Genomic DNA, 13,807 nt, shown 5'->3' on the forward strand with positions numbered 1-13,807 from the left:
TCATCATAATGACTGCTGATGATATCATAGAAGAAGCGAAAGAAGAAGACGAAAAGTCTGTAACCGATTAGAATATCTTTAACGAATGAATTGGAAAATAACGAAATGTAGACAAAGTAATCAACTCTTTTGAGAATCATAGACAACGCAGTAACAAGAGATACAAGTAGGTCCATACAACAGGTCACAAGTTTGCTTCGAATGGAATCAAAGGGTAGAGAAAGAACGAAAAGATCGCATTCATAGCTGTTCTTATGGCTATACAGATGACAGGAACCCCCTCAAAATGGCAATAGTCTAAACCACTCTCAGAAGTAGAACGTTCATTCGTGAAGAATGCGACGTGGGCCGCTTCAGCCTCGTATGAAACTTCTTTTACTGTTGTTGTTGGTTATAATCGTATTAGAATCTCATATACAGGTTGGTGAAGTTGTAAAATGAGGGTATTAATCGTAGATGATGAAGAGAAAATTACAAATGTATTAGCATCTTATTTTGAGGAAAACGGTGATCATACATGGGTTGCACATACTGGGGAATCTGCAATCCACTTTATCGATCAAATACCTTTCGATCTGCTAATTTTAGATTTAATGTTACCCGATATGGCTGGGGAAGATATTTGCCAATACGTAAAATTAAATTATGATATCCCTGTGATTATGCTTACGGCAAAAATCTCTATTGATGATAAGGTGAAAGGATTTAAAATGGGGGCAGATGATTACGTCGTTAAACCCTTTCACCCTAAAGAGATATTAATAAGAGCAGAAAGATTGTTGCCTGATTCACAGAAAAAGCAAATGATTCGCTTAGGTCAATTGCAGCTCTACCGAGATGAAAGAAAGGGTTTAATAAACCATCGAAGCATTCAGTTTACACCACACGAATTTAGTCTTTTACTATTACTAGCTGAAAACCCCAAAAAAGTATTTAGCAGAGATGATATCATTACCAAAATTTTTGGTTTGGATTCCGATATAAATTTACGTATTGTGGATCAACACATTAAAAATATTCGAAAAAAAATAGGTGGAGATTATATCCAAACGGTCTTTGGATTAGGATATAAAATAAATGAAAAGGTTAACGGATAATGAAGTTTAACATAAAAGTGGCCGCTATTATAGCCATCTTTTCTTCAGGTATGCTCGTATTTATTACAGCGATATTACTTTATAAAGGGCATGAGCATTTGATGATGCTTCGTATTTCAAACTCCAAGGAAGTAATCCATCACTTTGATATGGCATTAAGAGAAACGGCATTGTGGTCATTAGGTTTACTGCTTATTGTCACGGTAATTTCAAGTGTTCTAATTGCAAGCGCTATAACAAGGCCGATTCAAGAACTAAATGGCTTAGCATTAAAACTTGTGCGTGGAGATCGTAACTTAAGCATTGGTTATACCATCAATGATCAAATTGGTCAATTAGGTCGGTCTTTAAAACAATTGGATGAAACATTAAATGTGTATGAATGGCGTCGTAAAGAAATGACACAAGATCTTGCACATGAAATTCGCAATCCACTCGCTTCAATTAAAAGCTATTTAAGTGCATTTGAAGATGGCGTTTGGACAGCTACTCCAGATCGTTTACAAGCATGTATTGAAGAACTGGATCGGCTTATCATGCTCGTTGGGGAATTAGATACATTAAACGATATCAATAGTCCTATATTTCAAGTCAATATGAGCGTTCAACCGATTGCTGATTTAATTGAGAAATCAGTCGTATCTTTAGCAAGTGAACTACTTGCAAAAGAAATACAGGTAAAATTAGATTTAGACAAAACCATTCACGCAAAGGTGGACGCATTGAGATTGAATCAGATTCTACACAATATTATAAAAAATTCAATGTACCATATTCAAGAAGAGGGGAGTCTATTCATCAAATTATATATTGAAAAAAATGACTACATCATTCTTGTGCGTGATAATGGAGTCGGAATGGATGAAGAGACAAGTGAAAAAATCTTTGAACGAAATTATCGGGGAGGCAATCGATATACGGGTAACGGGATTGGTATGACCATTACCCAAAAGCTAGTGGAAGCACATGAGGGTACAATTTCAGTAAAGAGCGAAAAAAATATTGGAACAACATTTTGTATCCACATGCCCATCTCTACATAATTCCTACACAACTGTTCTGTATATTTACCATGAAAGGAATGGTTGATATATGAAAAAAATAGCATTAGCAGGTATTGTGGTCAGTTTGGGGATGCTTGGGGCATGTGATCAACTTGATCGTAATGATATGAAAAACATGGATCACTCTGCTATGAATATGGAACATGAAACCATTACAGAATTAAAGAGCAGTCTCGGCGTAAATGAATTGAATGCTCCCAAATTATTGAAGCCAGATCAAGAAGATAGAGATTCTATTTCTTACACCGTTCGTGCTCAGCAAGGTACTGCTGAAATATTTGATGGAATTAAAACAAAAACATATGGCTATAATGAGGATTTTTTAGGACCCGTGATTCGAGTGGAGAAGGGGATGAACGTCACAATCCATTTGGTGAATGATTTAAAAGAAGATACCACTTTTCATTGGCATGGTCTCGAAGTATCTGGTAATGAAGACGGGGGCCCTCATAACGTGTTGAAGCCTGGAGAATCTGATACCATTAACTTCACTGTTAAACAGGATGCATCTACACTATGGTTCCATCCACACCCTATGCATAAAACGGGGGAGCAAGTGTTTAAGGGATTAGCAGGATTGCTTTACATCGATGATAAAAATAGTGAAAGATTCGATATTCCCAAAACTTATGGAGACGATGACTACCCACTTATACTTCAAGATAAAACATTTACAGCTGATAAACAACTGGATTATGACAAGACGATGAATGAGGATGGGACAACAGGAGATACCCTTTTGATCAATGGGGTAGTCGATCCTAAACTAACAGTAGATCGTAAAAAAATTCGCTTACGTATTTTAAATGGTTCCAATATGAGAAGTTATACCTTACATTTTGATAATGGTATGGCGTTTCAACAAATCGCCAGTGATGGTGGTTTCTTAAATAAACCCATTACTACAGAAGAGATTGAAATTGCACCTGCTGAACGTGTTGAAATAATCGTGGATTTAACAGCGGTGAAAAGAGACGTTATTAATCTTGTTCATCAGGATGCCACAACGATTTTGCCTATTCATTTAAAAGAATCTATAGATAATCCCCAAAAAGCCAAAATTACGGAGCCATTAAATAATCTAGAAATTTCTAGCCAAGTAAAGCGTAAAAAAGTTACTAAAACAATTAAATTGGCTGGAATGGGAAAAAGTGTAACCATAAATAACGAAAAGTATGATCCAAATCGAATTGATTTTACCCAAAAACAAAATGAAGTCCAAGTATGGGAAGTCGAAAATGTGAAAGATGCAATGGAAGGTATGAATCATCCGTTCCATATTCATGGGACACAATTCCAAGTGATATCTATTGATGGAAAAGAGCCTGTAGGTAGTTTATCGGGATTAAAAGATACCATTTCCCTAAAACCGGGACAAAAAGCCAAAATTGCTGTTAAATTTCCTGAAAAGGGGATCTATATGTTTCATTGTCATATACTTGAACATGAAGATAATGGAATGATGGGACAAATTAAGGTCGATTAATAGCTAATGACAAGTTGAAATAAAGTGGAGCTGTATTTTCTATACGATATTTGTGAGCACGCTAGAATCTGCTTGTATAATGTTTACGATCACATGGTCTAACGTAGCCCAGAAATGGAATCGTATCTGGAAGCCCTCTTCCAAGGAATCAATCCATGAACAATTGGAGGCAATTGAACGAAAATTAGATATTCTTTTCGTGGGAATAAGTGATGCTTAAGTAAGAGGTAAGGAGGAAAGACATTCACGTTCACCCGAATGTTCACTTAGTTGTGTTATAATGAGGTGCAAACTAATATAAGCTTTGAGGTGTCCGTAACTATGCTAACTAAAGAGCAAGTTCTTCATGCGTTAAAAGATGTGAATGATCCCGAGCTAAATAAAAGTCTCGTGGAATTAAATATGATTCGTAACATTAACATCGAAGGGGACAAGGTTGCGCTTGATGTGATTTTAACGATTCGCGGTTGTCCTCTAAAAGTGAAAATTCAAGAGGATGTAGAGAACGCGGTGAGAGAAGCAGGTGCAGCAGATGTTCAAGTGAACTTTGGTTCCATGACAGATGATGAGCGCGCCGCGTTATCACAACAGCTTCGCAAAGAGCAACAACCTACAGCCAATCCTGCGATTCCACCTCTTTTGGCGGAAGATGCGAAAACCAAGTTTATCGCGATTGCCAGTGGTAAAGGAGGAGTAGGGAAATCTACGGTCACGGTCAATTTGGCAGTTGCCCTCGCCCGTCTCGGTAAAAAGGTAGGGATTGTAGATGCCGATATTTATGGGTTTAGTGTTCCAGATATGATGGGAATCGAACGTCGCCCAACCGTGATCGGGGAAACCATCCTTCCTGTCGAGCGTTTTGGCGTAAAAGTGATGTCGATGGGTTTCTTTGTTGAAAATAATGCACCTGTGGTATGGCGTGGACCGATGTTGGGCAAAATGCTACGCAATTTCTTTAGTGAAGTACATTGGGGCGAGCTCGATTACCTGTTACTTGATTTACCACCAGGTACAGGGGATGTGGCGCTCGACATTCATCAAATGATTCCACAGAGTAAAGAGATCATCGTCACCACTCCACATGCAACGGCTGCCTTTGTGGCTGCACGTGCAGGTGCGATGGCGATCTCTGCTACCAAACATGAACTACTCGGTGTGGTTGAAAACATGTCGTGGTTTGAAACAGAAGATGAGAAGAAACATTATATCTTTGGTCGCGGTGGTGGCCAGAAGCTAGCAGAAGAGCTTAATGTCGATCTACTTGCTCAAATTCCGATTGGTGCACCTGACAATGATATCGACTTGGATGATGAAGCGTTTGCTCCTGGCGTATATGAGGAGAATCATCCAACAGCCCGTGATTACCAAGCTTTGGCTCGAAAAGTGATTGCTGGTATCCAATAAACCCATTATTTTCAGTTTGAGACTAACACTTTGTGTTAAGTCTCTTTTTTTTTGAGAGGAAAAAAAGCTGTATTGCGTTATCGCTATAACATACGTTAAAATTAATTCACTCGGTAAAAATAATTTTAATGGAGGGTCTTATGAACCAAACCCTTTTAACGCGTGAACATGCCCCACATGAGACAAAAAGCTCAATATTTCGAAACAAAAACTTTGTGATTGCATGGCTGTCTAGTTTGTTTACTGGACTTGCCTTCTCGATGTATTTACTAGGAGAGACTTGGTATGTGGTGAACGAATTAAAGCTGGAAACCATGCTGGGGTTTGTCTTGATGATGACGGCTATTCCGCGTGTGGTTCTAACTATGGTCGGTGGCGTGCTAGCAGATCGCTTGGATAAAAGAAAAGTGATGTTTTATGCGGATCTAAGTCGTGTTGGTGTATTAATCGTGATGGTTTGGTTACTTTTAACCGGTGTATTGCCAATTACCGTACTTTTGTTGTTCGCGTTTATTTTTGGGACCTTGGATGGATTATATCAACCTGCGAGTAGTTCGCTGGTGGTACAACTCGTAGAAAGAAGTCAATTAACAAAGGCAAATGCTTTTATGCAGACTTCGATGCAAATTTGTATGTTGGTTGGACCGTTGTTAGCCGCCACACTTTTATTCGTAGGCTCTTATACGATGTTATTTTCCGTAGTAGCAGCTTGTTTATTTGTGGGTGCTTGTATGATTTTACTGGTGAAGCGTCGTGATTCATCCGAAAAAAGAGAGAAAAAAAGTTTCAAAGCTGAGTGGTTAGAAGGCTACCGTTATGTAAGAGCGGATACTTTTATCCTATCTTGTATGGCACTCATTTGCCTGATTAATTTATTGATAGCAGGACCCGCGATGACATCCATTCCACTTATTGTAGAGCAAAAATTAGCAGGTAGTGCGCTTGAACTCAGTTACTTTGAAGCGGCAATGGCGGTGGGAATGATCGTAGGGGCGACATGCATCGGTCTATCTAAACAAAAGAAAAGGCGTGCTACATGGGTACTGCTATTGTTACTATTACTCTGTTTAACACAAATATTATGGGCAGGTATTTCTACTTTTTTATATGGGATTGTGATCTTATGGGTGACGGGTACGATCCTAGGTATGACCAATGTATTAGTCATTACGATCATGCAAGAGCGAATTGATTCAGATAAAATCGGACGTGTGATGAGCTTTGTGGGTACAGCGGCACAAGGGCTTCTACCCGTTTCTTTTGGTATAATGGGCGTATTACTAAGTGTTGGTGTCTCCGTATCCATGTTACTTATTATAACGGGCATACTCGGGGTTTTCCTGACAATCTCAATGTTTTATGTCAAAGCATATCGGGCCGGAGATCAAGTGTGAAGGAAGGGATACGTATTGAAAAACAAGCAAGTTAAAGAAACAACAGATATGAGCTTGATTAAGATGCTCACGGATCCCAAGAAAACACGTATTTTACAGTTAATCCACAAAGGTAAAATGTCTGCCAAGCAAATGGCAGAAGTATTAGAAGAAAAACCCTCACGACTTTATTATCACATCAATAAGCTAGAGGAGGCTGGTCTGATTCGCTGTGTCGAGACGAAGGCACAAGGAAATTTAGTAGAAAAATTTTATCAGCGAACGGATATAAATGATGTGTATCAATTTGGACTCCAAGAAGCGAATCAATATGCCCCACTTGTTATGACCTATTTACAGGAGCTGTTAGCGCCTGCTTTTGGGCTATTACAAGTGGTTCAAACTAATAAAGAGCGTGATCCAATCCCCGATATATCAGCGCAGATATTATATGATCGAATCACAAAGCGAGAGTGGAAGGAGCGGCTGGGACGGGCATTAGAGGTTTTGGATGGTACGCCTTTTCCAGATGATGATCAGGAAGTAAAAGAAGATGAAGATAAAGATCATGAGATAGATGGTACATACCAGACGATTATCATTAGCTATAAAACGGAGGATGCTGAGAAATACGGATTTCCGCTCGGTGTGAAAAATAAAATGATTGGTGATGAATCAAGCAGAAAGGCATAAAATCACGCTTCTTTATCCATGCTATAGATAGTTTTCCCTAATCTTTTCGGGAAGACAGCGTAAGTATTGAGGAGGTGCATCCTTTGTCCAAGAAAAATCCATCATTCTTAGGTCCAAATGATATTGTGACGACCAATACGGGCCATCCTGATCCCCATGATGAAGGGGATAACAACATGGTGAGTGAGGGCTCATTGTACGCAGTAAGCTATTACAATGTATTGGAAGAGGAACTAGGCACTGAATCATAAGTCAAAAGCACAGGCTACTTGGCCTGTGCTTTTTTGATAGCGTCAATTAAGGTTAAGGGGATCGATATAAGGATAGATAGGATCTACTAGGTTAAATGTATATGTTTTGGTATCCACGATACCTAAGATCTTATCGCCATCATATAAGTCAAGCATGAAGGAAGCCATTTCTTCGGCGGTGTGATATTTAGGCATAACACCTTCTAAAGTAAATGTGTCTTCATCTCTCGCGCGTTGAGCGAATTCGGTTTCAGTAGCAGCAGGTGCGAGGACTTTTACCTGCATTTTTGCACCTTGTGACTTAAGTTCATGTGCAAGGCCTTCTGTGAATGCACTCACGTAAAATTTAGATGCACAATAGGTAACCGCATCCGCTACAATTGTATATCCGGCACCAGAAGATACGTTAATCAGTTGTGTTCCTTCAACGTTAGCGTAGTCGCGAACATATAAAGTGGACAGAACGGTTAATGCTTCAATGTTTAGTCTAATCAAAGATTGAATTTTAGTAAGATTTTGCCCAGAAATGGGATCGAAATTTCCAAAGCCAGCATTGTTAATCCATGTTTCGATGGCGTAGTCTTGAAGACTTTCATAAAATGCGGATACATTTTCTGCAAGGGTTAAGTCACTCGTTTTTACGATAATGTCAAGATCAGGATAGTCTGCATGAATCGTCTGTTTTAGCTCCTCTAATTTGTCTCCTCTTCGCGCTACCAAAATCAAGTTTTTACCACGCTCAGCAAATGCGCGCGCTGATTCATATCCGATTCCAGAGCTCGCCCCAGTAATAACGGTATATTTCATATAGCCTGCCTCCTGTATGTTGTAGTGAGTTCGTGCTATAATCTAATTGTAATGCTTAGAGTTCACTCTAAGGCAACAGGTAAATTTAAATTTAGTGGAGATGCTAATGTACTCAATTGGAGAAGTAGGAAAAATGCTAGGTATAAGTACACATGCTTTGCGTTACTATGATAAAGAGGGTATTGTGGTTCCAATTCGTAATCAAAATAATGAACGTATGTATAATGAGGATCATCTATCATGGTTGAAGTTTGTCTTACGGCTTAAAAGGACTAAAATGTCAATCACAAAGATAAAAAGATATGCAGCTTTAGTTCATGAAGGCGATCATACCCATGCAGAACGATTAAGCATACTAGAAGAACATCAAATATTTATGAGTGAGAAAGTGAAAGAACTACAGGAAACAGAGGAAATATTAAATAAAAAAATTGAGCGCTATAAAAGCTACTTGGGTGATCGTATCTCAAAAAATAAATCATGATCGGTTCCATTCCTTGTAATGATTTGATGTGGAAACTGTGAGGAGAGAGGCACCATTTCTTCTCTCACTTAAACTCTTTTGCCAATGTTTTCTTTACGAGAGAGGTGATCTGCTTACGCGGCGTGATCTTGATCAAGGACCAGAGTGAGCGATTTACCTTACCATCCACCACTACATCTTTTCCTTTTTTTAGTGCAGTGAGGGCAGATTGCACGACTTGCTCTGGTGTTCGTAATCCTTTCTTAGGAACTGAGGCATCGACGTTGGCGGTTTGGAAGAAGTTGGTCTTGGTGTAGCCTGGACATAAAGCGAGTATATGTATGCCATACTCTCGATATTCTGACCATAATGCTTCTGAAAAAGAGATGACAAACGCTTTGGTTGCACCGTAAACGGCCATGTAAGGTAACGGGATAAATCCTGCCATTGAGGCTACGTTAATGATCTGCCCTTGTTTTCTTGAAACCATAGCAGGAAGATATAGATGAACGAGATCAACAAGTGTCGCTACATTCACCATAACTTGGTCATGATCGCTTTTGGGATCAATCGTATGAAAGGGGCCAAAGGTACCAAAACCAGCATTATTAATAAGAAAGTCGACCTGAATGCCTCGTTCTTCTGTTTGTTGGTAAATAGAAGAGGCTGTGTGCGGTTGACTCAAATCGGCAGTAATGACATGTACAGATATATCATATTGCTTCGCCAGTTCAGAAGCGATTTGATTCAGCTTCTCTGTGTTGCGGGCCACAAGTACAAGATGATATTTTTGTTTTGCTAATTCTCGAGCAAAAGCTTCTCCTATACCAGAAGATGCGCCAGTAATTAATGCAGTTTGATACATATGATATTTCCTCCCTTGTATGAATACCCAATCATTGACTTTAGTATAAAATTGATCATGAATTTTGACAATCATAAGTAGTAAGAATAGCGTTCAAAATGAGATAGATATGATATGATGATAGAAAAATATACAAATAAGGGGTAACGGGTATGATATCAAAGGATAAAAAGATCGTAATCGTTGGAGCAGGAGCAATCGGAGGTACGCTAGGTGCATGGCTTACACCACAAAATGAAAACGTATACATGCTTGATCGTGGCGAAGTAGCGGAGCGGATAAGGGAGAGCGGGATTACGGTTTTCGCGGAAGGGCGAAGGGAGCATGCTGAGACCATCCCGGTGAAAACGATTACCGATATTTCAGAAATACCAAATGTGGATATCATAATTTTAGCTGTCAAAAACTATAGTCTTGACCAAGTAGCCACCCATGTGCGAAATCAGGTGGAAGGGGAACCGATTATCGTAGCACTCCAAAATGGAGTAGAGAACCAAGAAATATTACCGAAGTATTTTAAAAATATCATATATGGAGTAGTCGGATATAATGCTTGGTTAGAAGAACCGGCGACCATTGGGTATCAAAGTAAAGGCCCCTATATTCTAGGGACACTTCATCCTGAATTAACTACTGAATTGGCAGAAGTAGAAGCCATTTTTAAGCGGGGAGTAGAAACGATTGTAACAGACCACTTTCAAGATGCAGCCTATTCGAAGATGATTATCAACTTAACCAACTCTTTTACGACATTGGTAGGACATAAGTATCGTGAAATTACTGATTTTTTGATTTTCAAAAAAATATTGACCAATTTGCTCTATGAGGGTGTACAAATTGTGAAGGCCACTGGTTATAAGGAATGTAAGATCGGGGATATGCCTTCTTGGTTTACAATTACCTCAATTGTGAAACTCCCTCAATTTGTTACGAATGGTGCCTTTCGCAAAAACTTAGCCAAAATGGTACTGAGTAGCATGGGGCAAGATATTATTCAGCGTCAAGGTACAGAGTCAGAGTTAGATTCATTAAATGGTTATTTTATTAAACTAGCTGATCAAGCAGGGCTAGCGGTCCCTTATAATCGTGCGATCTATCAGTTATGCAAAGAGCAGTTTAGTAAGACCCCATTTAAACCCCTAACGGAAAGAGAGGTATGGGAGCGGATCCGATTAGAAATGGAAAAATGACTAGCAAAAAGCCGTAGCAACTGCTACGGCTTTACGAAACTCCATTACGATTAGAGCGGATTTTTTTCAGGTGGATGTTCATTTTGTTGCTCAATTGTTCCTTTAACTTGTTTGTCTGTCATGCCATGTATCATTTCATTAATATCAATCCCGGCAACTTGTTTCACCATTTCAGGAGCTTGTGCCATTAATTTGGTCACATAGTTACTTACCTTTGTTGCCCCATCTCCATCATTCCCAGCATCAACTACGGTGATTTTATCAATGTTACCCAGTGGCTCAGAGATATGTTTGGCTAATTCTGGCAACATTTTGGCGACGAGGTCTAGTACAGCTGCTTGTCCATATTGTTCGAATGCTTCTGCTAATTTTTGTTTGGCCTCTGCTTCCGCTAAACCTTGTGCGCGGATGACATCTGCAGCTGCAATCCCCTCTAGTTTTTCGACTTCAGCTTTAGCTAAACCTTGTGCTTTATGCGCTTCGGCATCAGCCAAACCTTTCGCTTTAATTGCACTTGCTTCTGCGCGTGCCCGAGCTTCTTGCTCAAATCGACTTGCTTCCGCCGCTTGTTCTTTCGAATAACGGTCAGCATCTGCTTTCTTACGAACTTCAGCATCATATTGCTTTTCACGACGTGAAATCTCTTTTTCTTCTAATTCAATCTGTTTTTGCTTCCGTACAAGTTCAATTTTCATCTCTTCTTCTACGACAGCTTGTCTATTTTTATTTTCTTGTAGGTGATAAGCTTGGTCAGCTTCTGCACGTTTCATATCTTGTTCGATTTTAAATTGTGCAACGCGTAGCTCTTTATCTTTTTGGGCTTCTGCTATATTGGTTTCGGAAATAAGCGTTGCCTTCGTTCCTTCTTGACGTGCCTTTGCTGTTTCAATTTCGGTGTCCCGAACAGCATTGGACTCTGCAATATCAGCATCTCGCCTTACTACGGCAATACGTGGGCGACCTAATGCTTCGAGGTAACCGTTTTTATCACGTACATCTTTGATCGTAAAGGAGACAATCTGAAGTCCCATTTTCTTCAGATCACGTGCAGCCACAGATTGTACCTCCTGTGCGAAACGTTCACGGTTTTTATATACTTCTTCTACCGTCATCGTACCTAAGATGGCGCGCAAATGCCCTTCTAATACTTCACATGCTTCATCGGTGAGCAGTTCGTCGGATTTCCCCATAAACTGCTCGGCAGCTGTCGCCACATCTTCAAGAGAACCGCCAATTTTAATAATGGCAACCCCATCTACCAAAATCGGCACACCTTGTTCTGTATACACTTCTGGTGTTGAGACGGTAAGCTTGTGCGAGAGTAAACTAAGTCGTTCAGACTGCTGGAAAATCGGAACAATAAATGCCCCGCCACCACGAATAATCTTAATTTTACGACCAGACTCATCTTTCATGACATTGTCTGAGCCTAACATACTACCGGTAACAATCATGGCTTCATCGGCACCCACAGTTTTGTAACGCGCCCAAAAAGCGATGCTTAGGATAAGGACAACAGCAACTGTAATTGCCGCAATTTGTAAAACTTCCATGTACAGCTTCAATTCCTTTCCATTGGAGAGTGAGGTACAACATAAAGGGTGTGTTCACGAGTCGCAACGACTTTGACTAGGGTGCCTTCTGGAATAGGTGTGTGTTGATGACTAGCTGCGATTTGATTGGTGTGACCTGCGCTGGTAAAAATCATGACTTCGCCGTATCCTGCTTCTGGTACCGAAATCGTTACTTCGCCTTCTCTGCCCACTAAATCAGAAAAACGAAAAGCAGTTGAATTCTCTGAATTTTGTATGGGTTTAACATAAAATATATATAGCAGATAGTGAGAGAAAAAAGCGATTCCGGCAGCGATCAGAATGATGACCACATGGGCTTGCTCAGTAGTGCGCAATAAAATAAGGCCTGCTCCGCCAAACACAGTGATGCTACCTACAATCGTGTAAGGATGTAGAAAGGGGATCCCCCATTCAAAAAGGGCTTCTACAATGCCACTGAGTAAGTCGCCTAATAATAAGGTCGAAATAGCGAATAGGATACCACCAGCTAAACAATACCAAAAAATGGTTTCAATCATCGTGGTGCTCCTTTTAGTTGTATTAAGACTATTATACGAAAAATAAGGAAAATAAGGGAGTAGTAAAAGAAAAAAATTCAACCAGAACGAACCTTGCTCTGGTTGAATTAACGTTATAATTTAATGGTTACAAAGAAGATTAGGATAATCATGCATAGGAGTGAGAAGTTTAAAAGCATGATGTATCGTTTGAGCAGAGCTTGTGCAGTTGCCGTTTGTACACCACTTTCCTTCACTTGATTTAGTAGTTTTTTACCATAGAAAGCGATGATGAGAATAAAAGCGATGATGAATAGGCTCCCAAAACGCTCTTTTACGAGTAGCCATAAGGGCTTTGATTCTGCACCTACATATGCCATCCACATATACATACCCGTAATCAATACCAATACGGAAGTGGGGAGAAACATCGTTAAATTCCAACGTTGAACTTTTGCTAAAGTGTTCGCCATCGTCGTTACATCATTGGAACGGGTGGCATCTCGTAAAAACATCGTCATCATGGTAGCACCGCCAAACCAGGTAGCGACACAAACAACATGTATAAATAGTGCAATATTCATAAATTCCATTTGGGTTATCTCCTTTAAGAAATAGCGATTTCATAGCTCGCAATGTTGGCGCGTTTTGCGTCGCCACTTCTACCTCCGTGGGCACGTTTGAAGTGCTCACTCTCGGTCCATGCAATGAAATTATCTTTTTTTTCAAAAATTGTTTCTGCGATGATATGGCTGTGGTCTTCTGCAATGAGTAAACGGAAAGAAATAAAACCATCTACTTTTTTCATTGATTCATTCGCGTTTTGAAAGCGTTCTTTAAGCATTGCAAGTTGTTCATCAGATTGAATATCAATGCGATTGTTTACCTGATACATATGTATCCCTCCTCTACCCGATTATACCCACTTCTAGCATACTATAACATCTTTTTGATGTAATCTGAATGAAGAAAAGCGTCACCAAATTTTAATCTTATGAGGTGGATAGCAATGTGCTTATCCAATTCCTGGTGATTTATATTTA

15 protein-coding genes are annotated in these 13,807 nt (G+C 39.6%); 9 read left to right on the plus strand and 6 right to left on the minus strand.

The window, feature by feature from the left end:
- The first annotated feature begins 437 nt into the window (after nucleotides 1–437).
- The 7 genes from IC619_RS13370 to IC619_RS13400 all read left to right on the plus strand — a co-directional run bounded on the left by IC619_RS13370 (nucleotide 438) and on the right by IC619_RS13400 (nucleotide 7,368).
- Nucleotides 438–1,097, plus strand: coding sequence for a response regulator transcription factor (locus IC619_RS13370; protein WP_191140614.1), 660 nt, complete (start codon nucleotides 438–440; stop codon nucleotides 1,095–1,097).
- Entirely contained in the window at nucleotides 1,097–2,140 is a 1,044-nt protein-coding gene (locus IC619_RS13375; protein WP_191140613.1) for a sensor histidine kinase, read from the plus strand. The genes IC619_RS13370 and IC619_RS13375 overlap by 1 nt, the downstream gene beginning before the upstream one ends.
- Before the next feature lie 49 nt (nucleotides 2,141–2,189).
- Nucleotides 2,190–3,647, plus strand: coding sequence for a multicopper oxidase family protein (locus IC619_RS13380; protein ID WP_191140612.1), 1,458 nt, complete (start codon nucleotides 2,190–2,192; stop codon nucleotides 3,645–3,647).
- 321 nt (nucleotides 3,648–3,968) lie between these two features.
- Nucleotides 3,969–5,051, plus strand: coding sequence for an Mrp/NBP35 family ATP-binding protein (locus IC619_RS13385; RefSeq protein WP_191140611.1), 1,083 nt, complete (start codon nucleotides 3,969–3,971; stop codon nucleotides 5,049–5,051).
- A gap of 140 nt (nucleotides 5,052–5,191) precedes the next feature.
- Nucleotides 5,192–6,445, plus strand: a complete 1,254-nt coding sequence (locus tag IC619_RS13390) for an MFS transporter (protein ID WP_191140610.1) — start codon at nucleotides 5,192–5,194, stop codon at nucleotides 6,443–6,445.
- Between the two features lie 15 nt (nucleotides 6,446–6,460).
- Nucleotides 6,461–7,117 (plus strand): ArsR/SmtB family transcription factor, encoded by a 657-nt coding sequence (locus tag IC619_RS13395; RefSeq protein WP_191140609.1) that lies wholly within the window; start codon nucleotides 6,461–6,463, stop codon nucleotides 7,115–7,117.
- Nucleotides 7,118–7,200: 83 nt separating this feature from the next.
- The gene (locus IC619_RS13400) at nucleotides 7,201–7,368 is read left to right on the plus strand and encodes a hypothetical protein (protein ID WP_191140608.1); all 168 of its coding nucleotides are present in this window, start codon (nucleotides 7,201–7,203) and stop codon (nucleotides 7,366–7,368) included.
- Nucleotides 7,369–7,410: 42 nt separating this feature from the next.
- On the opposite strand, the gene IC619_RS13405 is transcribed toward IC619_RS13400, so the two are convergent.
- Entirely contained in the window at nucleotides 7,411–8,175 is a 765-nt protein-coding gene (locus IC619_RS13405; RefSeq protein WP_191140607.1) for an SDR family NAD(P)-dependent oxidoreductase, read from the minus strand.
- A gap of 106 nt (nucleotides 8,176–8,281) precedes the next feature.
- Between IC619_RS13405 and IC619_RS13410 the strand changes: the two genes are divergently transcribed.
- Nucleotides 8,282–8,659, plus strand: a complete 378-nt coding sequence (locus tag IC619_RS13410) for a MerR family transcriptional regulator (protein ID WP_191140606.1) — start codon at nucleotides 8,282–8,284, stop codon at nucleotides 8,657–8,659.
- 64 nt (nucleotides 8,660–8,723) lie between these two features.
- Here IC619_RS13410 and IC619_RS13415 read toward each other — a convergent pair whose 3' ends face one another.
- Nucleotides 8,724–9,503, minus strand: a complete 780-nt coding sequence (locus IC619_RS13415) for an SDR family NAD(P)-dependent oxidoreductase (protein ID WP_191140605.1) — start codon at nucleotides 9,501–9,503, stop codon at nucleotides 8,724–8,726.
- Between the two features lie 152 nt (nucleotides 9,504–9,655).
- On the opposite strand from IC619_RS13415, the gene IC619_RS13420 reads away from it, so the two are divergent.
- Nucleotides 9,656–10,693 (plus strand): ketopantoate reductase family protein, encoded by a 1,038-nt coding sequence (locus IC619_RS13420; protein ID WP_191140604.1) that lies wholly within the window; start codon nucleotides 9,656–9,658, stop codon nucleotides 10,691–10,693.
- Between the two features lie 50 nt (nucleotides 10,694–10,743).
- On the opposite strand, the gene floT is transcribed toward IC619_RS13420, so the two are convergent.
- The 4 genes from floT to IC619_RS13440 form a co-directional block, all read right to left on the minus strand.
- The gene (gene floT, locus IC619_RS13425) at nucleotides 10,744–12,246 is read right to left on the minus strand and encodes a flotillin lipid rafts scaffold protein FloT (RefSeq protein ID WP_191140603.1); all 1,503 of its coding nucleotides are present in this window, start codon (nucleotides 12,244–12,246) and stop codon (nucleotides 10,744–10,746) included.
- 8 nt (nucleotides 12,247–12,254) lie between these two features.
- Nucleotides 12,255–12,785, minus strand: coding sequence for an NfeD family protein (locus IC619_RS13430; RefSeq protein ID WP_224749642.1), 531 nt, complete (start codon nucleotides 12,783–12,785; stop codon nucleotides 12,255–12,257).
- Between the two features lie 113 nt (nucleotides 12,786–12,898).
- Nucleotides 12,899–13,357, minus strand: coding sequence for a DUF2269 family protein (locus IC619_RS13435; RefSeq protein ID WP_191140602.1), 459 nt, complete (start codon nucleotides 13,355–13,357; stop codon nucleotides 12,899–12,901).
- A gap of 14 nt (nucleotides 13,358–13,371) precedes the next feature.
- Nucleotides 13,372–13,659, minus strand: a complete 288-nt coding sequence (locus tag IC619_RS13440; protein WP_191140601.1) for an antibiotic biosynthesis monooxygenase family protein — start codon at nucleotides 13,657–13,659, stop codon at nucleotides 13,372–13,374.
- Nucleotides 13,660–13,807: the final 148 nt, after the last annotated feature.

It is taken from the genome of Polycladospora coralii (assembly GCF_014773435.2).
Lineage (GTDB): Bacteria > Bacillota > Bacilli > Thermoactinomycetales > Thermoactinomycetaceae > Polycladospora > Polycladospora coralii.